Genomic DNA, 22,143 nt, shown 5'->3' on the forward strand with positions numbered 1-22,143 from the left:
GCAACTATGACACGATACAGCTTCTCCAGCAAAGCGCCTCGAAAGCCGTTTAGCTAGACCTTCTCCGAGGCCGCCTTCACACTCTTGCGCATGTCGACGCGGGCCTTGATCAAGCTTGCCACGGTGGTGATCACCATCGTGGAGCCGATGACCGTGAGGGACACCCAGATCGGGATGTGGGGCGCCCAGGAGACTCCACTGGAGTGCAGAGCTTCCAGAACCAGCTTAACCCCGATGAATCCCAGGATGAACGCGAGCCCGTAGCTGATGTAGACCAGCTTCTGCAGCAGGCCGCCCAGCAGGAAGTAGAGCTGACGCAGTCCCATCAGGGCGAACGCGTTGGCGGTGAAGACGATGAACGGGTCGGTGGTGAGCCCGAAGATCGCCGGAATCGAGTCGAGCGCGAACAGCAGGTCGGTGCTGCCGATGGCGATCATGACGATCAGCATCGGGGTGACCATGCGCTTGCCGTCGATCTTCACGGTGATCTTGGAGCCGACGTATCCCTCGGTGGTGGGCAGGCTCCGGCGCACCCAGCGGAGCAGGAGGTTCTCGTTGACCTCTTCCGCCTCGCCCTTCAGGTGGCCGCGGATGATGTTGATCGCCGTGTAGATCAGGAAGGCGCCGAAGACGTAGAACAGCCAGCCGAACCGTTCGAGGGCGGCGGCGCCGAGCGCGATGAAGATGCCGCGCATGACCAGCGCGAGCAGGATGCCGATGAGGAGCACCTTGTGCTGGTAGGCCTTCGGCACCGCGAACCGGCTCATGATGATGAAGAAGACGAACAGGTTGTCGACGCTGAGGCTGTACTCGGTGATGTATCCGGCGAAGAACTCCCCGGACTTCTCCGGCCCCGAGGTGAACCAGAGGATCACGCCGAAGATGACGGCCAGGGTCACGTAGAAGCTGACCCAGGCGCCGGCCTGGCGCATGGAGAACTCGCGGGCCTCGCCGCGGTCGACGATCCACAGGTCCACGGCGAGGACGATCAGAAGACCGCCGATCACGACGATCCACGCCCACAAGGGTTCGGTCACGTTGTACAACCTCCGGCACGCAGGACTGACTGCCGGAGGTCTCTCCCGCCCGCCAAACCCGCGGACCGGCAGCCCCGGGGGCCCCGTGGATCGGGGCTACACCGTGATGACGAGGCTGCCGCGAAGGGATACTCCCCTCCCCAACTCACGCAGTATACGAGAACGTCTCAGTGCAATGTCATCTTCCCTCTGGATCACAAACCGGTGCGGTCCGTCACGACCGGCTGTAGGCCGCGAGCGCGCTCCGCACCGCGTCGTCCTCTCCGGGCAGCTCCTCGCCCCTGCGGGCGGCCGCCGCCGCCCACCGGGCCGCCTCACCGGGATCGGAGACCAGATCCTGTACGGCGGAGCGCAGGGCGGCCGGGTCACCGTAGGGGACGAGGATCCCCGCGTCGCCGACGAGGCCGGGAACGCCGCCGACGGCGGTGGCGATGACGGGTGTGCCGGCCTTGAGCGTCTCGCTGACGCTGAGCGGCAGCCCTTCCCACCGGCTGGCCCAGACCGCGACGGTGGCGGCGGCGAGCAGGTCGGGCACGTCGTCCCGGTTGCCGAGCAGCACCACGGGCAGGCGCTCGGCGTCGATCCGGCGGCGCAGCTCGCCCCGCAGCGGCCCCTCTCCGGCGATCGCGAACAGCGGCGGCGGGCCCTGCCACGGGCCGGCGGCGGCGTCGAGCAGCGTCTCCAGGCCCTTCTGCTGGGCGAGCCTGGCGACGGTGAGCACGAGCGGCCGGTCACCCGCCCCCAGCTCGGCCCGCACCTCCCCGGGCGTCCGCCGGGGCTCCCGCAGGGGCGGCGCGGGCACGACGGCGGGCCTGACGTCCCGCGCGCCCAGCGCGCTCATCCGCTCCCCCAGATCGGGCGAGACCACCAGCACCCGGTCCGCCCGCCGGGCCACGATCCGCTCCAGCACCCCGTACACGGCCCCGACGAACCCTCCGGCGGTCAGCGCGTTGTGCAGCGTCACCACGAGCAGAGGCACCCTCGCCCCCGCCGGCGCCCCGAGGGAAGCGGAGGCCGCCTCGGCACGCCGGGGCATGGCCAGGGCGGCCAGCGCGCCGGCGCGCAGACCATGGGCGTGCACGACGTCGGCCCCCCGCGCCACCCGCCGGACGGCCAGCACCGCTCGCGTGTCGTTCACCGGATGCGGCCGATCGGACACCGGAACCTCGACGAACCGGACACCGGCCGCACTGAACCCGAACTGCTCCCCGACCTCCCGCGGACCGGCGGCCACCACCCGGTGCCCGCGCCGCACCAGCCCCGCGGCCAGCATGCGCACATGCCGCCCGGTCCCTCCCGTCGTGGTGCCCACCACGTAAGCCACTCGCACCCGTACCCCTCCCTCTCCAGCATCGAGGCCGCCACCCAGCCCGGCCCGGTCACCCTCCGGGCGCGCGCCGCCGGAGGACCCCGGCCACCGCCCGGGCGTCGTCCCTGTCGACCAGCACGACCACGCCGGCGCCCACCGCGACCGCCACCACGGCGGCCAGCAGCGTGACGCCCAGGTTCGCCCACACCCCGTGCGCCCCGATCCCGGAGGCCGCCCAGGCCCCCGTCAGGAACCCGGCCGCGCCTCCCGCGACGGCCGCGCCCAGCGCCCGGCCGAGCCCGGCCATGGCCGCACGGCCGCGCGCCGCGACCACGTACCCGAGCATGAGAGCCCCGCCGGCGGTCATCCCCACCGTCATCCCGAGCCCCAGCCCGGCGATGCGCCACCCGTCCGGCAGCGCCAGCGCGAAGACCGTCTGCGCCACGATCGTCACCGACCACCCGGACACGGTGCCCACGGCGGCCCCCCGCCCCCGGCCGGTCGCGTACAGGACCCGGCTGAGGTGCGCGATGAGCCCGTATCCGATCAGTCCGGGCGCGAACAACGCCACGGCCCGCGCCAGCGCCAGCGGGTCCACGTCGCTCTTGTCGGCCAGGAACACCGCCGCCCCGGGCTCGGACGCGGCGGCCAGCACCCCGGCGGCCACCCCGGACACGAGCACGATCGCCCGGGTGGTGCTCGCCGCGAGCCGGGCGAACGCCTCGTCCTCCCCCATGCCGGCGTGCGCGGACAACCGGGGGAACGCGCTGGTCGCGATGGGCACGGCGAGCACCGCGTACGGCACCAGGTAGATCGCCCAGGCGTAGTTGTAGACGGCCAGCGCCCCGCCGCCGATCACGTCGTTGGCCAGCAGCAGCACCACGACCATGGCGGCCTGCTGGGCGAGCAGCCCGGCGATCCCGGCCAGGGCGAGCCTGCGCACCTGCCCGGCCACCCCGTCGGGGAAGCGCAGCGTGGGCCGCCACCGCACGCCGAGCCGGGCGGTGGGCCCGATCACGGTGAGGACGAGCGCGAGCACGCCGAGGCTGGTGCCCGCCGACAGCGCCAGCTCGGCCGCGCGCGGCACCCCCTCCGGCGTGGCGATCCCGCCGCTGAGCGGCACGAACATCAGGTACGCGACGATGACCACGATGCTCGACACCAGCGGCGCGAGCGCGGGCCCGGCGAACCGGTGGTGCGCCTGCAGCAGCCCGTAGAGCACGACCGCGATCCCATAAAGCGGGATCTGCGGGGCGAAGATCACCAGCATGCGGGCGGCGACGTCGACGGCGGCGCGGCCGCACCCCTCGATGGCGAACAGTCCCATGATCGGCCCGGCGAGCAGCGCGGTGAGCACGGCCACCGGCACGAGCACCACGAGCACCCAGGTGAGCAGGGCGGAGGCGATCCGCCCCACCCGCTCCCTGGCGTCCTCGGACACGGCTCCGGCGAGCACCGGCACGACCATGCCGGCCAGCGCGCCGCCGACGACGACCTCGAAGACGATGTTCGGGATCTGGTTGGCGGTGAAGTACGCGGACGTCAGGCAGTTGGTGCCGACCGTCCGCGCGAGCGCGTACTGCTTGGCGAAGCCGGCCACCCGGGCCAGCACGGTGATCGCGCCGATGAGCAGCGCGCCGCCGGCCACGCCACGGGCCAGCCTCGCCTCGCGTTCGGTCAACGGGTCACGCGTCGGCGGGGCGGCGGCCCAGCAGGTCGAGCCGGTTGAGCACCTTGTTGCCCGCGATGACCTTGGTGAAGCTGATCTTCTCGGAGGCGGCGGTGAGCGCGGCCACGGTGCCGAGCAGGACGAGCCTGCCGGGACGGCCCAGCTTGGTCACCGCGGCCAGGCCCAGCAGCGCGCCCAGCGCGTTGGCGCCCGCGTCGCCGAGCATGGCCCGCTCGCCCAGGTCGTCGGGGAGCAGCGCGGCGGCGGCGCCCAGCGGCACGGCGGCCAGCGCGGCCGTCGCGGGCGAGTCGCCGGCCACGGCCGCCGCCAGCAGCGGCCCGCCGGTGAGCAGCCCGACCTTGATCGCCCGGCCGGGCCGCAGGTCGAACAGGTTGGCCAGGTTGGCCGCGCCCGCGACGACGGCGCCGTTGACGAGCGTGTCGGCGGGGCCGTCGGACACCAGCGCGGCGGCGGCCAGCCCGGTCGCGCCGATGCCGAGGATCTTGACCGCGCCGCTGGTGACCTCGCCCCGGGCGAGCGCGCTCAGGTGGCCCTTGAACCCCTTGGACGAGGTCGTGCCGTAGAGGTCGTCGTAGGCGCCGAGCGCGCCGCTGCCGGCTCCGGCCAGCAGCGCCGCCGCCCGCGCGCGGGCGGGCAGGCCGGGCGCCAGCGTGGCCGCGGCGCTCGCCCCGGCCACGAACGCGGGCCCTTCGAGCAGCGTGATGGGCTCGCCGCGGTGGTTCTTGCGGGTCCAGCGGCTGGCGGGGTCGCCGCCCCCGCCTTGCGTACGGGTGAGCGCGGCGTAGGCGGCACGAGCCGCGGCGGCGCCGATCGCGGCGCCCGCGAGGGCGTAGAGCAGGCCACGGGCCATGTCAGCTCCCTGACTCGGTGGACGACGGGGCCGGGCTGGGTGTCACCGGCTGGAACGCCGTGGCTCCGGCGCCGGTGCCGTACTGGCCCACGCCCCCGGTCGCTTGCTCTCGCAGAGCGTAGACGATCACGACCTGGCCTTCAGGCATATCGACGTTGTCGACGCTGGAGACCCGCTTGGCGGTCTCGCTGTCGTCGCGCAGGGCGGTGATGGCGCCGCCCGGGGCGGCGGAGGTGGCGGCGGCGCCGGCCATCACGGCGCCCTTGCCGCCGGCGTCGATCCCGCCCGCCACCGAGACGAGCGCCGCCGCCTGGCTTTCGGCGTTGTCTCCCTCGTACGGCGCGTCGGGCGAGTAGAGGACGGCGAGCGTGGCGCGGTTGAGCGGCTCGTCGTTGTCGTCGATGAAGTCGACGTCGATGAACCCGCCCGTCTGGAGGCCGTCGACGACGGCGGACGTGGCCTCGTTGGGGGTGCCGGCCAGCGCCGGGTCGGCGGTCATGAGCGTGGCGGCGAGCAGGGTGGCGGCCTTGTCGTGCACGGTGGCCGTGTCGGCGAAGGCCATCTCGGCGGGCTTGAGCTGGTTGACCAGGCCGTCGAGCACGCCGGCGCTCTTGGGGTCGAAGAACTTGTCGAGCAGCAGGAGCCGGCCGGTGACCTTCGCGCCAGCCTCGGCGAGCACCTGCTCGGTCAGCTCGCGATAGGTGGAGCTCGCTCCGGGCGCCTCCACCAGCAGCACCTGCTCGCCGGCGAGCCCGCCCTGGACGAGCTGCGGGGTGAGGGTGGTGATGAACTCCTGGTGGACCTGCTCGCGCCCCTTCATCACGTCGAGCTCGCCGCGCAGCCCTTCGTTGGTCTGGGTGAGCTGACGCGTCATCTCGTTGGCCGTCTTGATCGCTGGATCCTGCAGCAGGTTCGTGCCGAGCACGATGCCGACGGCCAGCGCCAGGAAGATGGCGACGATGGAGACGAGGTGATAGCGGAAATCGATCACGAGAAGAGCCCGACCAACCAGAAGATGAAGGCGTTCCAGACGTCTTGCAGGCCGTTCAGCCAGATCTGGCCGAGCGGTGAGGCGGAGAGAGCGACGCCCATGGTGACCAGCGCGGTGGCCGCCAGGAGCAGCAGCTGGGAGGTGGTGATGCGACTGCGGTAGAGCATGCTGACGCCCTTGGCGTCGACGAGTCTGCTGCCGACGCGCAGCCGGGTGAGAAACGTGCTCGCCATGCCGGAGCGGCCCTTGTCGAGGAACTCCTCCAGCGTGCCGTGGGTGCCGACGGCGACGATCAGCTCGGCGCCCTTCTCGTCGGCCAGCAGCATGGCGATGTCCTCGCTGGTGCCGGTCGACGGGAAGACGACCGCCTCCTGGCCGAGCTGGTGGACCCGCTCCAGGCCGGGCGCCCGGCCGTCGCGATAGGCGTGCACGATCAGCTCGGCGCCGCAGGTGAGCGCCTTGGCGGAGACCGAGTCGAAGTCGCCGACGATGACGTCGGGCAGGTAGCCCGCCTCCAGCAGCGCGTCGGCGCCGCCGTCGACGCCGATCAGGACGGGACGGTACTCGCGCAGGTAGGGGCGGAGGGTGGCGATGTCTTCCTTGTAGTGGTAGCCGCGGACCACGATGAGCGCGTGCCTGCCCTCGATCTTGGTGCGGATGTCGGGCACGCCCACGCCGTCGATGAGCAGCTTGCCCTCGCCGCGGACGTACTCCATCGTGTTGACGGCGAACGCCTCGATCTGCACGGCCAGCCCGGCGCGGGCCTCGGCCATGGCCGCCTCGATGGACTCGGCCGTCTGCTCCTCGCCCTTGCCGACGACCTCGTCATCCAGGTAGACGATGCCCTCGTGGAGCCGGACGACGGCGCCGTCCTTGACCCGCTCGAACAGCTCCTGGCTGGCATTGTCGACGAACGGGATGCCGGCCTCGGCGATGATCTGGGGGCCCAGGTTGGGATAGCGGCCGCTGATGCCGGCGGCGATGTTGACCACGCCCGCCGCTCCGCACGCCACAAGGGCCTCCGCGCTGACCCGATCGACGTCGACGTGGTCGATGATGGCGATCTCGCCGGGCTGGAGGCGCTTGGTGAGCCTCTTGGTCCGCCGGTCGATCCTCGCCACACCGGTGACGCCGGGAAGGTCGTTGGCCTTCTTCGCGCGGAGGCCCGGCATCCTGTTCCCCGGAACCTTCATCAAGACCATCCTGCCAGAGCAAAAGACCGGGGAGGCCACGCATGACCGGGCGTGTCCGCTATGTCACACGGAATCACCTGTCGGCCGCCGCCAACCCTAGAAGTTCTTCCGCATGCGCTCTGCCCAGTTCGGAGTCCTCCAAGCCGGCCAGCATGCGCGACAGCTCGCGCACCCGCCCTTCGTGGTCGAGCGTGACGACGCCGCTGCGCACCACGCTGCCGTCGCCGGCCTTCTCCACCACCAGGTGCTGGTCGGCGAAGGCCGCGACCTGCGGCAGGTGGGTGACGACGACCACCTGGGCGGTGCGCGCCAGCCTGGCCAGCCTGCGCCCGATCTCCACCGCGGCCTTGCCGCCCACCCCCGCGTCGACCTCGTCGAAGACGAACGTGGGCACCGGGTCCGCGCCGGCGAACACGACCTCGATGGCGAGCATCACCCGGCTCAGCTCACCGCCGGAGGCGCCCTTGTTGAGCGGCAGCGGCGGCGCGGCGGGGTGGGCCGCCATGCGCAGCTCCACCTCGTCGACCCCGTCGGGGCCGAACTCGGCGGCCCTGGCGAGCTGGACGACGACCCGGGCGTGCGGCATGGCCAGCGCGGTCAGCTCCTCGGTGACGGCCTTGCCGAAGCGCTCGGCGGCGGCCTCGCGCACCCGGGTCAGCTCGCCGGCCAGCTCGGTCAGCCGTTCGGTCAGCTCGTCGTACTCGCGGGTGAGCTCGCCGACGCGGTCGTCGTCGCCTTCCAGCTCGGCCAGCCGGGCGGCCGCCTGCTGCGCCCAGGCCAGCACCGCGGCGCTGTCCTCGCCATACTTGCGGATGAGGCCGGTGAGCACGGACCTGCGCTCCTGGACGGCGGCCAGCCGGGCGGGGTCGGATTCGACCGACTCGGCGTAGGAGGCCAGGTCGGTGGCCACGTCGGAGATCAGATAGCCGGCCTCGGCCAGCCGGTCGGCGACGGCGGCCAGCGCGGGATCGTAGTCGCGGACCGCTTCGACGGCCGCGCGGGCCTCGCCGAGCAGCGAGATCACGTCGTGGGCGCCGCCGTCGGCCGCCTCCATGGGGTCGCCGAGCAGCGCGGTGTGGGCGCCGGTCGCGGCGGTGCGGAGGGCGTCGGCGTGGGAGAGCCGCTCCTCCTCCTCGCGCAGCGCGGCGTCCTCGCCGGGCTTGGGGTCGACCTTCTCGACCTCCTCCAGGCCGAACCTGAGCAGGTCGGCCTCCTGCGCCCGCTCCCTGGCCCTGGTGGTCAGCTCCTCGACCTGCGCGCCGACCTGCTTGTGGCGCTTGTAGGCCTGCTGGTAGGCCCGCAGGGGCTTGACCAGGTCGTTGCCGGCGTAGCGGTCGAGCGCGGCGCGCTGCCTGGCGGGCTGGAGCAGCCGCTGCTGGTCCATCTGGCCGTGCACGGCCACCAGGTCGTCGGCGAGGTAGGTCAGCGTGCCGACGGGCACGGACCGGCCGCCGAGCCAGGCGCGCGAGCGGCCCTCGGCGGAGACCGTGCGAGAGATGATCAGCTCGCCGTCCTCGGCCTGGCCGCCGATGTCCTCGACCTGCTGGGACACGCGGCCGCCCGGCTCGATGACGAGCGTGCCCTCGACGGTGGCCTTGTCGGCGCCCGGTCTGATGCGGGAGGGGTCGGCCCGGCCGCCGAACAGCAGCCCGAGGCCGGTGACGACCATCGTCTTGCCCGCGCCGGTCTCGCCGGTCACCACGTTGAAGCCCGGCGATAGCTCCAGCACGGCCTCATCGATGACACCGAGCCCCTGGATGCGGACCTCCTCGACCCTTGGTCGCACTGCCCACTCCCGTCACTTGCGAGAATACGATCAACCGCGCCGCGGCCCGAACACGTGTGCGTATGCGATCCTACGTGTTCGGCCCTTCAATTCATTCAGGGTCGCACCCTCCCACGCCAGCCCTGCACAGGTAGTTCGAACTTGGCGACCAGCCTGTCGGTGAAGGGGGCGCCGGTGCTCTCGACGCCGTGCAGCCGGGCCAGCAGCACCGGCTCGGCGCCGCGCCGCACCTCGACGCGGCTGCCGGAGGGCAGGTCGAAGCGGCGGCGGCCGTCGCACGACAGCACTCCGCCCGGGGTGTCGGGAAGGATCTCGACGGCGACCGTGGAGCGCGGCGAGATGACGAGCGGCCGGGCGAACAGGGCGTGGGCGCTGATCGGGACCATGAGCAGCGCCTCGACCTCCGGCCAGACCACGGGCCCGCCGGCGGAGAACGCGTAGGCGGTGGACCCGGTCGGGGTGGCGCAGATCACGCCGTCGCAGCCCCAGCGTGACAGCGGCCGCCCGTCGATCTCCGCCACCACCTCCAGCATGCGCTCCTGCTTCTCGACGGTGACCTCGTTGAGCGCCCAGGTGTCGGCGATGACGTTGCCGTTCTGGCGGGCCAGCACGTCGATGGTCATGCGTTCCTCGACGTCGTAGCGGCCGGCGACCACGTCGTCGACTGCGTCGTCCAGGTCGGCGACCTCGGCCTCGGCGAGGAACCCGACGTGGCCCAGGTTCACGCCGAGCAGCGGGGTGCGGGTCGGCCTGGCCAGTTCGGCCGAGCGCAGCAGCGACCCGTCACCGCCGAGCACGATCATCACCTCGGCGTCCTTGGCGGCGCTCGGCTCCGCGGGCACCACCTCCACGCCTTCCGCGCCGACCTCGCCGGCCTCCACGTCGAGGACCCGTACGCGCAGGCCCGCGTCGAGCAGCCGCCGGATGACCAGGCGGGCGCTCTCGACGGCGGCCTCGCGGCCGGTGTGGACGGTGACCAGGACGGTCCGGTTCATTGCGGCCCTTCCGCGACGGCCCGCCGGATCTCGTGCTCGAGGTCGGCGACCGGCGGCTCGCCCTCCCCCTTGCCCAGCCACAGCAGGTACTCGACGTTGCCCGACGGCCCGGGCAGCGGGCTGTAGGTGACGCCGCGCACGGCCAGCCCCAGCCGCGCCGCCTCGGCCGCGGCCGCGCGCACGGCCCCCGCCCGCAGCTCGGGGTCGCGCACCACCCCGCCCGCGCCGACGAGGTCCTTGCCCACCTCGAACTGCGGCTTGACCAGCATCACGAAGTCGGCCCGCGGCGCCGCGACGGCGGCCAGCGCGGGCAGCACGAGCCGCAGCGAGATGAACGACAGGTCGCCGACGACCAGCGTGGGCGGCTCGCCGACGAGATCCGGAGTGAGGTCGCGGACGTTGAGCCGCTCCATCACCGTGACCCGCTCGTCGGTGCGCAGCGACCAGGCGAGCTGGCCGTAGCCGACGTCGACGGCGAGCACGTGCGCCGCGCCGCGGCGCAGCAGCACGTCGGTGAACCCGCCGGTGGACGCGCCGGCGTCGAGGCAGCGCCGCCCTTCGACGGTGAGGCTCCCGAACGTGTCGAGCGCCCCGATGAGCTTGTGGGCGCCGCGCGAGACGTAGTCGGGGCCGTCCTGGGACTCGGCCACGACGACGGCGGCGGCGGTGTCGACCTGGGTGGCCGGCTTGGCCGCCCGCCGTCCGCCCACGGTGACGCGGCCCGCCTCGATGAGCTGGACCGCCTGCTCCCGGGAGCGGGCGAGCCCGCGCCGCACGAGCTCGCTGTCGAGCCGGACTCTGCGGCTCACTGGGCGTCCACGGCGCCCAGCGCGGCCTCCAGCCCGGAGAACGCCTCTTCGAACACCGCCACGTGATCGCTCACCGGCAGGCCCGGCAGCCGGCCCAGCCCGGCGAGGACCGCGTCGACCCGCGCGTCGCCGGTCTCCTCTGGCAGCTCACTCATGACTCGACGGTAACGCCTCGGGCGAGCGCGCGGGACCTTGGCAGGCGTGTCACGCGTTGAAGGGTCATACGGGGCGCTCGGTGTGGAACGCTACCGACCGTAAAGGAAGTAGAAAGGGAGCGATCATGGCAAGCGTCGAGGAGTGCCGGGCGGCACTGGTCAAGCTCGTCGCGCAGTTCGACGAGATCGACGAGGAGGACCGTGCCAGGCATGTGGTCGAGCGCACGGTCAGCTGCCGCGTCTCCGATCTCGACGTGACCTTCCACGGACGCCTGCACCACGGGGGCCTGGACCCGTTCCTGGAGGCGCCGCCGGCCGACGGCAGGCCGGCCGACGTGAAGCTGACGATCGTCAGCGACGACCTCGTGGCGCTGGTCGACGGAGAGCTGGATCTGGCCCGTGCGCTGCTCGGCGGCCGGGTGAGGATCGACGCCAGCTTCGGCGACCTGCTCCGCCTGCGCCGGCTCCTCTGACCGAGCCGCCCGCCCGCTCACCGCAGGCGGCGTGGCCGGTCCGGGTCGCGCCCTCCGCCGATCACCGGGTCAGCCGATCGTCCCGAGCACCGGATCAGCCGATCCGACCGAGCACCGGCTTGACCGCGTCCTCCTCGGCGGGGCTGTCCCCCGCCGCCGCCCACGCCGCGTCGCACGCCGCCCTCAGCCCGTCGATCCGGCTCCCGTCGCCGTCGAGCCGCAGCGTCCCGTCCACCCAGCGGGCCCGCCACCCGCCGCACGCCCCGTCCCGCACTTCCGGGTACGGTGCCAGCAGGCCGGACAGATCCTCTGCCACGTACGTCGGCCGCTGGTGCGGCGGCGCGGTGAGCACGTCGAGCGGCTTGGCCACCCCCGTGAGCACCAGCAGCCCGTCGACGCCCGCGTTCCGCGCCCCCTCGATGTCGGTGTCGAGCCGGTCGCCGACCACCAGCGGCCGCCGCGCCCCCGTACGGATCATCGACTCCCGGTGCAGCGGAGGATCCGGCTTCCCCGCGTAGAGCGGCTCCACCCCGGTCGCCGACGCGATCACCCGCGACATCGCCCCGTTGCCCGGCACCTCGCCGCGCCCGGTGGGCATGGTCGAGTCGCGGTTGGCGGCCACGAACAGCGCCCCCTGCCGCACCGCCAGCGCCCCTTCGGCCAGCAGCCCGTACGACAGCCCCGCCCACATCCCCTGGACCACGGCCGCGGGCCCCTCGGCCGCCGCCGTGACGGGCCTCAGCCCCTGCCCGCGCACGGCCATCCGCAGCCCGGCCCCGCCGACGACCAGCACCTTCGCCCCCGCCGGCACCCGCTCGGCCACCACCCGCGCCGCCGCCTGCGCCGACGTCACCACGTCGTCCCGCTCGGCGGGAACCCTCAGCTCCCGCAGATGGGCGGCGATGGCGGCAGGCGTCCTGGAGGCGTTGTTCGTCACGTACGCCAGCCTCACCCCGCGCCGTCCGGCCTCCTCCAGCGCCTCGGCCGCGCCGCGCACGGCCCTTGGCCCGAGATACACGACGCCGTCGAGGTCGAGCAGCAGGGTGTCGTAACCGTCGATCAGCACCGCGCCTCTTTCCGTCTCCGGCTCACATCCTGTGAGACTCTAGCCCGCCGCCCCACCGCCACGTCCGCGCCCATACCCCCGCGAATCCCCTTCCCCCCGCGGGTCCCGTTCCCGTATCCCCGTGAATCCCATTCCCGCACACCCGCCACCCCGACCGGCTGCCCAAGACCACGGCCGCAGAGCTCCTGCCACCGGACGCCCAGAACCACATGAGACCGCCCACAGGCCCATGCGACGCCGTCGAGCCCCGCCTCGGGAGACCCACCGTGGAGATCTGCTGCCGGCCCCACTCCACGACCGACTCAGAGGTCGACACACAACACCCCAGGTCCCGCAGTGGAACCCCACCCGGGAGACCGCTGTGAGGGATCTCCGTACAGATCCACTTTGGAGATCCGCCACGCTGATCCGACATGCAGACGCACCGCACAGACCTGTCACGCGGACCGCCGCGCAGACCCACCGCGAAAACCTGTCACGCGGACCCACTCGCGCAGAGCCGCCACGCAGACCCGCCGCACAGACGCACCGCGCGGACCCGCCGCACAGACGCACCGCGCGGACCCGCCACGCGGACCCGCCACGAAACCTGTCACGCGGACCCACTCGCGCAGAGCCGCCACGCAGAGCCGCCGCACAGACCCACCACGAAGAGCCGCCACCCAGACTCACCGCCCAGACGCATCTCGCAGACCCGCCACCCAGACTCACCGCCCAGACCCGCCATGCAGACACCCTGCAGATCTGCCGTGGACAGTGGCCGCGAGGCGCGCTGCTCTTACCGTCAGTCACGTCCGACCCGCCGAGGCCGCACGCCGAACGGTGCACTCATCCCCGGTGGCGAGTTCCCCTGGGGAGGCCGTCATGCAGCGACAGGAGCTCTATCGGGCTGCGTGACGGCGATGACACGTGTTTCCTGGATGGTGTGACGGTTCTTCGTACCAACCGGCTGGAACTACTCCCGGCCAGTCAGGCCGACCTGGACATCCTGGTCGCGCACTGGAACCAGCCGGAGGTGAGGCGGTACCTGTTCGACGACCGGGAGGTCTCCGCCGAACTCGCCGCCACGCTCCTCGCCGACAGCGCTGACGACTTCACCGAACACGGGTACGGCCTGTGGAAGGCATACCTGCGGGACGAGTTCGTCGGCGTGTGCGGCCTTCGACGGCACGACAGCGGCCAGGTGGAGATCGTCTACAGCCTCGAACCCGCCCTCTGGGGCTCGGGCCTGGCCACCGAGGCCGCCCTCGCCGTCCTGGAGACGGGCCGGCGAGCGGGCCTCAAGGAGATCCTGCTGGAGACCGACGAGGGCAACGTCGCCTCCCAGCGCCTGGCCCGGCGCCTGGGCGCCGTGCCCAGGGGCGGTGCGGACGGCATACTCCAGTACGTGATCAGCCCTCCGTGACGGCAGCCGCGCCTCACATGTCCCTCCGGGCCTTTAAGGTGGCCCGGACGCTGCGCAACGCCGACACGTAGTTGCGGTCGTCGGGCCGCATGGCGACGGCGATCGCCAGCGGCTCCTGGGCCGCCTCGATGTCGCCGGTCCGCCACAGCGACAGCCCCAACCCGAAGTACGCGTAATCCTCCGTCGGGTTGTCGTCCACGATCCACTGGAAACTGCTGGCCGCCTCCGCGTACCGGCGGGAGTTGAACTGGGCCCGTGCCAGCGCCTCCCTGATGCTGCGCGAATCCGGCTCCGCGTCGGCGGCACGCTCCAGCAGCGCGGCGGCGGCCGCGGGGCTGCCCTCCTTCAAGAGCTTCACACCCCGCTGGTACCAGTCGTACACGTCACCCTGGGGGGTGCCGGGGGAATCTGCGCGGCCGTCGGCACCTTCCATCATGCGTGAGCCCTCCTACATCGGCATACGACGGAGTTACGGAATCGGATCCCAGCGGGGCATTGAGGCGACTACGGGAAGACTCGGGCGTTTATGGCAGCATGCCCGGTATGGGGAATTCTGAACTGCCGATACCGGACGGGCTGATCCTTCGCCCATTCCGGGGCGTCCGCTTCGCCGTAGACGATCCCGCCAAGGTGACCTCCCCGCCTTACGACCTGATCTCCGACGGCGATGTGAGCGCCCTGCTGGACGCTCATCCCAACAACGTCGTCCGTCTCATCGTTCCCGGCAGACCCGGCACTGATGCTCAGAAGCCCCCTTCCGATCCCTCTACCTCTACAGACCAGAACACCATTAACTCTGACAATCCTCTTGTTTCCTCCCAAAGTCAGATCCAAGTCTCGCCCAATTCCAGGTATCAGGAGGCGGGAAGAATGCTGGAAGCGTGGCTCGCGTCCGGTGTCCTCGTCCCCGACGAGCAGCCGGCGCTCTACGTGTACGAGCAGCGAGGCCCAGGGGTGCTGCAGCGCGGCATCATCGGCGACGTCTGCCTCCCGGATCCGGCGCAGCGCATCATCCTGCCGCACGAGGACGTGCTACCCGGCCCCATCGCCGACCGCCTGGCCCTCATGAGCACCACCCAGGCCAACCTCGAACCCATCTTCCTCCTCTACAACGGCCAGGACGGCGCGGCGACCCGCCTCGTGGACGAGGTGGCCACGCACCGCGAGCCCCTGGTCACCGCGCACACCGAGGACGGCCTCACCCACCGGCTCTGGGCGGTCACCGACGACGCGGAGATAGCCGCCGTCAACGCCGACCTCCATCCCCGCCAGGCCCTCATCGCCGACGGCCATCACAGGTACGCGACGTACCGCATACTCCAGCGCCGCGAACACGCCCTGCACGCCGAACCCACCGGACCCGGCCACCCCGCCCAGGACGGGATCCCCTCGAACGGCCGTGAGGACGACGGCCGAGGCGCTCAGGACTCGGAGCAGGTCAAGCGGAGCCCGTGGGACTTCGGCCTGGCGTTGCTCGTGGACACCGACGCGTACCCGCCCGACCTCAAGGCCATCCATCGCGTCATCCCCGGGCTCCCGCTGGAGGAGGCGGTGGCCAGGGCCAAGGGCTCGTGGCGCGTACAGGATCTCAGCGACCTCGACGAGGGCCTCCACGCGCTCCACCAGACCGAAGGCCCGGCCTTCCTGCTGGCCTGCGAGAACGGCGCGCACCTCCTCACCAGCCCCGACCCGCTGCAACTCGCGCAGGCCATGCCGGCGGACCGCTCGGCCCGGTGGAACTCGCTGAACACCTCCATCCTCACCGAGTTCGTCCTGCCCAAGGTGTGGGGCCTGCGCGACGACGAGGAGACGGTGCGGATCGTGCACCACGACCCGCACGCCGCCGTGGAGCTCGCCGCGGCCACAGGTGGCACCGCCGTGATCCTCAGGCCGCTGGACGTCGCCGACGTCCTCGCGGTGGCGTCGGGCGGCGAGCGGGTGCCGCGCAAGTCGACCTCCTTCGGCCCCAAGCCCCGCACGGGCCTGGTCCTGCGAACCTTCGCCATCCGCTGACCGTTCTCCCCCGTCACGAGCGCCGACGGCGGAGAGCACCGGCCCGTCACGGACGGCGCGCCGAACGGACCGCCCGGCGTCAGCCCGCCTCGGCGAGGACGGCGACCGGGCGGGGCGCGGAAGGGACCGGCGGTTCGCCGGGCTCGCCCGCCGGGAGGGGGGCGGCCTCGATGACCCTGACCGTGGCCACCTCGACCTCGTAGGCCCAGATCTTGCCCGACGCCGGACCGAAGACACGGCAACGGAAGGCACCGGTGACCTCCATGGCGTCACGGGGTCGGAGAGTGCGGAGGACGTCGGCCACCTCCTGGTTGAAGCTGACGCACGGAATGCTGTCGGTGACCATGCCGTCCCGCCTGTGCCTGCGGCGGCGCACCAGCAGCCGCCACTTCGTCATGGTGTCGCCGCTCGGCAGACTCCGGTCTTCGACTGCCGCGGACAGCCGTCCCACCAGCAAGACCTCGTTGCGGTCCACTGTCGTCCTCCCATTGGTGATCGGGTGGAGATCACTCTCTACGATGTGAGGAAGTCCAGTTCGGCTCGAACGCCGTTCTGGGGATAGCGGACACGGCTCTGGAGTGCCTGTGGACAACATCACCGCCCTGGGCGGCGACGTCTATGAGATCGACACGAAGATGGCCGGATACTCAGGTATCACCGCCGGTTACCTCATCCTGGGTGATCGTCCCTGCCTGGTCGAAACGGGGACATCCACCTCGGCCCCCGTCGTGCGTGACGCGCTCGCGTCGCTGGGCGTCGGCCCGGACGATCTGGCCACCGTCGTGGTCACGCACATTCATCTCGACCACGCGGGCGGGGTGGGAGACATCGCCAAGTTCTTCCCGTCCGCGCAGGTCGTCGTGCACGAGAAGGGCGCCCGGCATCTGGCCGAACCGGCCAGGCTGATGGCCAGCGCCAGAATGGTGTGGGGAGACCGCCTGGACACGCTGTTCGGCGAGCTCTCCCCCACCGAGGCCGAACGCATCGTCGCCCTCGGCGACACCGGCGCCATCGACCTCGGCAACGGCAGGACGCTGAGCAGCCACTACTCTCCCGGCCACGCCAAGCACCACGTAGGGCTGATCGACTCCGCCACCGGTGACCTTTATGTCGGCGACGCCGCGGGCGTTTACCTGCCGCAGACCGGCGATCTGCGCCCGGCCACCCCGCCTCCGGACTTCGACCTGCAGACCGCCCTCGACTCGATCGCCCTGTTCCAGGCATTGGAGCCACAGCGGCTGCTGTTCAGCCATTACGGGCCGGTCGACGCGGTACGGGACACGCTCGACCGATCAGCTGAGGAGCTGCGCATCTGGGTGGACCTCACCCGCCAGGCCCACGCCGAAGGCTTGGACCTGGACCACGCCGTGGCCATGGTGCGGGACCGTACCAGAGAGCGCTACCAGGCGCTGGCCGGCGACGACGAGACGGCCGAGCAGTTCGAGCTGCTCAGCGGCGCCCCGTCGAACGTCGCCGGCATCCTCCACTGGCTGGACCGCGTCTCCCCGTGAACACGACCTCGGGTACGCACTCGCCAGAACGGGAGTGCGTACCCGAGAACGTCACCTACTCGGACTGCTTGCCAGGTTCGTCCCCAGCATGGTCACCGAAGTCCGGCTCGATGAAGGACGGGGAGATCGGCACCGATGAAGCGCCGCCCTGCTTTCCGTGCTCGGCATCCGTCGGTGCGTCCGGCTCGCCCGCTACGGGCTCGCCCGTCTGACCGGGTCGTGCCGCCCCGCCGGTTCGCTTGGACGACGCGCCCCCGGCCTGCTCAGGCGACGTACCCGCCTCCTCCCGAGCCCGCCCGGGCGACATGGCCGAGGTGCTCTCACCCTCAGCCCGCTCAGGCGACGTAGCGACACTCTCGTCCCCGGCGCGCTCGGCCGACGTACCCGCCTCCCGAGGCTGCCCCGGCGACGTGGCCGCGTCGCTCTCGCCCTCAGCCCGCTCGGCCGACGTACCTGCCTCCCCCCGAGCCTGCTCGGGGGACGTGGCCGAGTCGCTGTCGTCCCCGGACTGCTCAGGCGACGCAGCCGGGACGCTCTCGGCCTGCTCACGGCGGTTGTCCGCGCCGGGCCGCTCGGACGACCTGCCCTGCTCGGCGTCATGGTCGGCCTCTTCAGCACGCGGCGCGTCCGGCTCCGCCTCGCTGCCGGCCTTGCCGGCATCCTGTGCGGCCGGTCCGGCGTCACGAGCTTCCGGTTCGCCTTCGCCGCCGGCCTCCGTGGATGCCTCGGAAGCGGCGTCCCCCGGGGACACGAAGTCCTCGTCGTAGCCTTCCTCGACGTCCTCGATCGTCGCGCCGGTCAGCTCGGCGTACCGCTCGGCGGCGTCCGTCTCGCCGTCCTCGTCGAACGCCACCGCCCTGCCGAACCAGTCCACCGCCGCGTCGTGGTGTCCCGCTTCCTCCAGCGCGTCGGCGTACGCGAACGCCAGGCGCGCCGACCACGGACGGGGCTGCGGGTCGCGCAGCTCCGGAAGCCGCTGGAGCGTGATGACCGCCGCGTCGTGCTGGCCGAGGTCGCGACGCGCCCCCGACTCCACGATCGTCAGCTCGATCCGCCCGGCCCGGTCAAGCCGCTCGGCCTCCGGCGAGCGCACCAGGTCGAGCGCCCGTTCCGGACGTCCCATCCCGCGCTCGCAGTCCGCCATGACCGGCAGGTACGCCTCCGAACCGGTCATCCTCCTGGCGGCGCGCAGATCGCTCAACGCCTCGCTGAAGTGTCCGGCCCGGTACGCGACGATGCCGGCCGCCTCCCGTACGACACCGATCCTGGCCGCGAACCTGCGCGCCACCTTGGTGTGTTCGTGAGCCTTGTCGGGATCGTCCTCTTCGAGGGCGCGCTCGGCGGCGAGGAGGTGCCGGCCCACCAGCTCCGCAAGATCCGTGGGCAGGGACCGCAGCTCCTCGCGCACCTCCTTGTCGAGGTCGTCGGCGCTGATGTCGGGCGCGACCTCAGGCAGCGGCTCGCGCTGCGGCCGGTCACCCTCGCGGTCGTCCCTGCCGAAGCGGGCGCGAGCGCCGGGCCGCTCCTCCCGCGAGAACGGACGCGAGCCCCCCTCACGGCGCGGGCCACGGTCGTCACGCCGGGGTCCGCGATCGTCGCGCTCCCTGAAGGGACGGCGCTCACCCTCGCTCCGGGAGCCGCGATCGTCGCGATCCCGGTACGGACGACGCTCATCACGATCCCTGGGAGGACGGCTCTCGTCCCGATCGCGGTACGGGCGACGCTCCCCACGATCCTGATGGGACGGACGATCCCCCCGGTCCTGATAGGGGCGACGCTCGCCGCGATCCTGATCCGGCCGACGGTCCCCACGGTCCTGGTAGGGCCGACGCTCGCCACGATCCTGGTAGGAGGGACGATCACCCCGGTCCTGATAGGGCCGACGCTCGCCACGATCCTGATGGGACGGACGATCCCCCCGGTCCTGGTACGGGCGACGCTCGCCACGGTCCTGATAGGACGGACGGCCCCCACGATCTTGGTACGGCCGACGCTCCCCACGATCCTGATAGGACGGACGGTCCCCACGATCCTGGTGCGGCCGACGGTCACCCCGGTCCTGGTAGGACGGGCGGTCTCCCCGGTCCTGATAGGGGCGACGCTCGCCACGGTCCTGGTAAGAGGGACGGTCCCCACGATCTTGGTACGGCCGACGCTCCCCACGATCCTGATAGGACGGACGATCCCCCCGGTCCTGGTAGGGCCGACGTTCGTCTCTGTCCCTTGACGGGCCACGCTGGGAGCCGCGGTCGTCCCGATCACGGAAGGGACGACGGTCGCCCTCACCACGCGGGCCACGGTCGTCCCGATCCCGGAACGACCGGCGCTCGCCGCTGTAACCACGCTCCTGCCGAGGACCGCGGTCATCACGGTCCCGGTACGGCCGGCTCTCGCCACGATCTCCGGAAGGACGACCTTCGTCACGATCGCGATAGGAACGGCGGTCATCGCCCTCACGGCGATCACGATAACCCCCGGCGCCGCGCGGTCCGCGATCGTCGCGGTCGCGGAACGGCCGGCCGCCGCCTTCGCCCCGCCCCTGGCCTCCCCGGCCTCGGTCCTGATAGGAACGCCTGTCGCCGCCTGAACGGAACGGACGGTCTCGATCGTCGCGTCCGCGGGAACCGGATCCGCCGTTCCTGTCGCCATGCGAGCGCTCGCCCCCGTTATCGCCGCGCCCGCGCTGCTCGCCGTCCGATCCGCTATCTCTGTTCACTTCTGGTCCATTTCGTTGGCTCACTCAGCGAGCCTCTATTACCCGTACGGGCCCGCCGTGGCTGGTCGCCGCCCATCCCGGGCCTTACGCGACGAAGGCCACCCGTGGTTGGGGTGGCCCGGTACCCCCCCAGCCTAGCAAGCCGGGGCATGTCCGGAACCCGCACAACCACGGATCCGGCCGACCCGAAGCCGCCGGTCATCCGAGTGACCTGCATATTGAGTGGCAGGGCCGAGACAGCTTCCGTGAACGCTTTTCATCCTCACGCCGCCTGCGCGACTCGGTGATTCTGCAGCACGGCGATGGCCTTGCACAGGTGTCCGGCCTTGGACGGGCTGCAGCGTAGCTTCCGGAGGATCTTCCAGCTCTTCAGCTGGGCGTTCGCCCGTTCGCCAGGACCGCGGAGCCTGGCGTGGGCGCGGTTGGCCTGCTTCTGGGAGGCGGGCTTGTTCTTGCCCTTGTACGGAGTGCGGACCGGACCTTCGGCTCCCTGATAGGCCTTGTCGGCCAGGGTGATGATCCCGGCCTGCTCGACTGCGCGCAGGATGCCCCAGATACGCGCCGCGCTCAGGTCGTGGGTCTTGCCCGGCAGCGCACCCGAGGTCCACAGGATCGTTCCGTCCGGTGCGGCGATGACCTGGACGTTCATCCCGTGCACGCGATGCTTGCCGGAGAAGTAGGGCCGGTCGGCGGCAACCCGGTCGATGGGGATCAGCGTGCCGTCCAGCACCAGGTAGTGCAGGCTGTCGCGTTTGGCCCTGCGCAGCGCCTGTCCGAGCTTGGGCGAGCGCGCCGACAGCAGCATCACGGTCTCTTCGACATACCGCCACGCCGTGGTCGTCGAGATTCCGAAGCCGGCACCGATCTCGGTGAACGTCTCGCCCTTGCGCAGGTAGACCAGTACGAGCAGGGCCTGCTGTCCCGGGTTGAGCAGGCGCCAGGTGGAGCCGATCCTCTTGCGGTGCCGGCGGATGAGGCCGGCGACGTAGTTCAGGGTTGAGCGCGACAAATCGACGGCAGCACGGTAGAACAACATGCGAGGCCCCTGGTTGCGGCGGACGTGATTGTGGTGATCAACCCGTCTACCAGGGGTTTCGCCATGCCATCAGGTGAACGCCAACCTCGCGATCATGCTGTGATCAGCACTCCGCCGCATGGGGATGAAAACGGTTCCGTGAGACTGACCCCATGTCTCTGCGCTTCCATGAAATAGCCGAAGCCCGTCACCGCATACTCAATCCGCTCACCGATGACAAGCTCGATCTGCTGGGGGAGATCTGCCGTGTCGACGCGGGAACGCGGCAACTCGACCTGGCGTGCGGCAAGGGCGAAATGTTGAATCGCTGGTCCGCCCGTTACGGCCATCAGGGCATCGGCGTCGACATCAGCAAGGTGTTCCTGGAAGCGGCGAGAGATCGCGCCGGTGAACTGGGGGTCTCCGACCGCGTCCAGTTCGTCGAAGCGGACGCCGGCACGTACGACGCCGAACCGGGAGCGTTCGACATCGTGTCCTGCATCGGCGCGACGTGGATAGGCGGCGGCCTTTCCGGCACGCTCGACCTGATGCGCCGCCCCCTCCGCCGTGACGGGCTCGCCCTGGTGGGAGAGTGCTACTGGACGGCCCCGCCCCCGCCCGATGCGGTGCGGGCCCTCTCTCTGGAGGAGGACACCTTCACCTCTCTTTCCGGTACGGGAGAGCGTTTCGAACAGGCGGGATTCGAGCTGCTGGAAATGGTGCTGGCCAGCCCGGACAGCTGGGATCGGTACGTGGCGAGCCAGTGGTGGACGATAAGCGACTGGCTTCGCGCCAACCCCGGAGATCCCGACGCCGACGCCATGCGTGAGTTCCTGACGACGGCCAGGCGCTCACATCTGGAGTACGGGCGGGAGTATCTGGGCTGGGGTGTCTTCGTACTCCGCCAGGAGGCGACCTCCTGAAACACAAAGGGCCTCGGCAAGCATGCCGAGGCCCCAGAAAACGAGAAAAGCCCCGAAGCCGTAGCCTCGGGCCCTCACGAAACAAGGAAAGGCCCCGACAGAACCTGTCGAGGCCTTTCCCATATGAAAATTGTCCGGCGGTGACCTACTCTCCCACACCCTCCCGAGTGCAGTACCATCGGCGCAGAGAAGCTTAACTTCCGGGT

The 22,143-nt window shown here is 71.4% G+C and carries 21 protein-coding genes and 1 rRNA gene; 6 read left to right on the plus strand and 16 right to left on the minus strand.

The window, feature by feature from the left end; genetic code table 11:
- Window positions 1–53 precede the first annotated feature (53 nt).
- The 10 genes from ACZ6YG_RS41245 to ACZ6YG_RS41290 all read right to left on the minus strand — a co-directional run bounded on the left by ACZ6YG_RS41245 (window position 54) and on the right by ACZ6YG_RS41290 (window position 10,815).
- On the minus strand, window positions 54–1,037 hold the full coding sequence (locus ACZ6YG_RS41245) for a TerC family protein (RefSeq protein ID WP_148031247.1): 984 nt from the start codon (window positions 1,035–1,037) through the stop codon (window positions 54–56).
- A 214-nt stretch (window positions 1,038–1,251) separates the two neighbouring features.
- A complete protein-coding gene (locus tag ACZ6YG_RS41250) occupies window positions 1,252–2,367 on the minus strand; it encodes a glycosyltransferase (protein ID WP_466020941.1) in 1,116 nt (371 codons plus the stop codon).
- A 49-nt stretch (window positions 2,368–2,416) separates the two neighbouring features.
- Entirely contained in the window at window positions 2,417–4,027 is a 1,611-nt protein-coding gene (gene murJ, locus ACZ6YG_RS41255) for a murein biosynthesis integral membrane protein MurJ (protein ID WP_466020942.1), read from the minus strand.
- 4 nt (window positions 4,028–4,031) lie between these two features.
- Window positions 4,032–4,886: a hypothetical protein gene (locus ACZ6YG_RS41260; protein WP_397199111.1), complete on the minus strand. Its 855-nt coding sequence runs from the start codon at window positions 4,884–4,886 to the stop codon at window positions 4,032–4,034.
- Between the two features lies 1 nt (window position 4,887).
- The gene (locus ACZ6YG_RS41265; protein WP_397199112.1) at window positions 4,888–5,877 is read right to left on the minus strand and encodes a copper transporter; all 990 of its coding nucleotides are present in this window, start codon (window positions 5,875–5,877) and stop codon (window positions 4,888–4,890) included.
- Window positions 5,874–7,070, minus strand: a complete 1,197-nt coding sequence (steA, locus tag ACZ6YG_RS41270) for a putative cytokinetic ring protein SteA (protein ID WP_271279570.1) — start codon at window positions 7,068–7,070, stop codon at window positions 5,874–5,876. The genes ACZ6YG_RS41265 and steA overlap by 4 nt, the downstream gene beginning before the upstream one ends.
- Before the next feature lie 73 nt (window positions 7,071–7,143).
- Complete coding sequence (gene recN / locus ACZ6YG_RS41275) at window positions 7,144–8,856, minus strand: DNA repair protein RecN (protein ID WP_148031241.1); 1,713 nt, start codon at window positions 8,854–8,856, stop codon at window positions 7,144–7,146.
- Between the two features lie 95 nt (window positions 8,857–8,951).
- Window positions 8,952–9,851 carry an NAD kinase gene (locus ACZ6YG_RS41280; protein WP_219550045.1) on the minus strand — a complete coding sequence of 300 codons (900 nt, stop codon included), beginning with the start codon at window positions 9,849–9,851 and terminating at the stop codon, window positions 8,952–8,954.
- Window positions 9,848–10,660, minus strand: coding sequence for a TlyA family RNA methyltransferase (locus ACZ6YG_RS41285; protein ID WP_397199114.1), 813 nt, complete (start codon window positions 10,658–10,660; stop codon window positions 9,848–9,850). The genes ACZ6YG_RS41280 and ACZ6YG_RS41285 overlap by 4 nt, the downstream gene beginning before the upstream one ends.
- The gene (locus tag ACZ6YG_RS41290) at window positions 10,657–10,815 is read right to left on the minus strand and encodes a hypothetical protein (RefSeq protein WP_187281133.1); all 159 of its coding nucleotides are present in this window, start codon (window positions 10,813–10,815) and stop codon (window positions 10,657–10,659) included. Before ACZ6YG_RS41290 ends, ACZ6YG_RS41285 begins: the two co-directional genes overlap by 4 nt.
- Before the next feature lie 125 nt (window positions 10,816–10,940).
- On the opposite strand from ACZ6YG_RS41290, the gene ACZ6YG_RS41295 reads away from it, so the two are divergent.
- Window positions 10,941–11,288, plus strand: coding sequence for an SCP2 sterol-binding domain-containing protein (locus ACZ6YG_RS41295; RefSeq protein WP_148031238.1), 348 nt, complete (start codon window positions 10,941–10,943; stop codon window positions 11,286–11,288).
- 94 nt (window positions 11,289–11,382) lie between these two features.
- On the opposite strand, the gene ACZ6YG_RS41300 is transcribed toward ACZ6YG_RS41295, so the two are convergent.
- Window positions 11,383–12,354: an HAD-IIA family hydrolase gene (locus tag ACZ6YG_RS41300; RefSeq protein ID WP_466020943.1), complete on the minus strand. Its 972-nt coding sequence runs from the start codon at window positions 12,352–12,354 to the stop codon at window positions 11,383–11,385.
- Window positions 12,355–13,279: 925 nt separating this feature from the next.
- Here ACZ6YG_RS41300 and ACZ6YG_RS41305 point away from each other — a divergent pair.
- Window positions 13,280–13,759: a GNAT family N-acetyltransferase gene (locus ACZ6YG_RS41305; RefSeq protein ID WP_397199116.1), complete on the plus strand. Its 480-nt coding sequence runs from the start codon at window positions 13,280–13,282 to the stop codon at window positions 13,757–13,759.
- A gap of 13 nt (window positions 13,760–13,772) precedes the next feature.
- On the opposite strand, the gene ACZ6YG_RS41310 is transcribed toward ACZ6YG_RS41305, so the two are convergent.
- The gene (locus ACZ6YG_RS41310; RefSeq protein ID WP_148031235.1) at window positions 13,773–14,195 is read right to left on the minus strand and encodes a tetratricopeptide repeat protein; all 423 of its coding nucleotides are present in this window, start codon (window positions 14,193–14,195) and stop codon (window positions 13,773–13,775) included.
- Between the two features lie 98 nt (window positions 14,196–14,293).
- Here ACZ6YG_RS41310 and ACZ6YG_RS41315 point away from each other — a divergent pair, with 98 nt between their 5' ends.
- Complete coding sequence (locus ACZ6YG_RS41315; RefSeq protein WP_466020944.1) at window positions 14,294–15,772, plus strand: DUF1015 family protein; 1,479 nt, start codon at window positions 14,294–14,296, stop codon at window positions 15,770–15,772.
- A 79-nt stretch (window positions 15,773–15,851) separates the two neighbouring features.
- On the opposite strand, the gene ACZ6YG_RS41320 is transcribed toward ACZ6YG_RS41315, so the two are convergent.
- Entirely contained in the window at window positions 15,852–16,247 is a 396-nt protein-coding gene (locus ACZ6YG_RS41320; RefSeq protein ID WP_466020945.1) for a single-stranded DNA-binding protein, read from the minus strand.
- Between the two features lie 109 nt (window positions 16,248–16,356).
- On the opposite strand from ACZ6YG_RS41320, the gene ACZ6YG_RS41325 reads away from it, so the two are divergent.
- Window positions 16,357–17,283 (plus strand): MBL fold metallo-hydrolase, encoded by a 927-nt coding sequence (locus ACZ6YG_RS41325; RefSeq protein ID WP_466020946.1) that lies wholly within the window; start codon window positions 16,357–16,359, stop codon window positions 17,281–17,283.
- 55 nt (window positions 17,284–17,338) lie between these two features.
- On the opposite strand, the gene ACZ6YG_RS41330 is transcribed toward ACZ6YG_RS41325, so the two are convergent.
- Window positions 17,339–18,646 (minus strand): hypothetical protein, encoded by a 1,308-nt coding sequence (locus ACZ6YG_RS41330; protein ID WP_345483290.1) that lies wholly within the window; start codon window positions 18,644–18,646, stop codon window positions 17,339–17,341.
- Here ACZ6YG_RS41330 and ACZ6YG_RS41335 point away from each other — a divergent pair.
- Window positions 18,584–19,510 carry a hypothetical protein gene (locus tag ACZ6YG_RS41335; protein WP_466020947.1) on the plus strand — a complete coding sequence of 309 codons (927 nt, stop codon included), beginning with the start codon at window positions 18,584–18,586 and terminating at the stop codon, window positions 19,508–19,510. The genes ACZ6YG_RS41330 and ACZ6YG_RS41335 overlap by 63 nt on opposite strands.
- 751 nt (window positions 19,511–20,261) lie before the next feature.
- Here ACZ6YG_RS41335 and ACZ6YG_RS41340 read toward each other — a convergent pair.
- Window positions 20,262–21,035, minus strand: a complete 774-nt coding sequence (locus ACZ6YG_RS41340; RefSeq protein WP_466020948.1) for a transposase family protein — start codon at window positions 21,033–21,035, stop codon at window positions 20,262–20,264.
- Between the two features lie 152 nt (window positions 21,036–21,187).
- On the opposite strand from ACZ6YG_RS41340, the gene ACZ6YG_RS41345 reads away from it, so the two are divergent.
- Window positions 21,188–21,937, plus strand: a complete 750-nt coding sequence (locus tag ACZ6YG_RS41345; protein WP_466020949.1) for an SAM-dependent methyltransferase — start codon at window positions 21,188–21,190, stop codon at window positions 21,935–21,937.
- A 132-nt stretch (window positions 21,938–22,069) separates the two neighbouring features.
- On the opposite strand, the gene rrf is transcribed toward ACZ6YG_RS41345, so the two are convergent.
- Window positions 22,070–22,143, minus strand: a 5S ribosomal RNA gene (gene rrf / locus ACZ6YG_RS41350); the annotation flags it as partial.

The sequence above is a fragment of the Nonomuraea sp. NPDC054003 genome, from assembly GCF_055585125.1.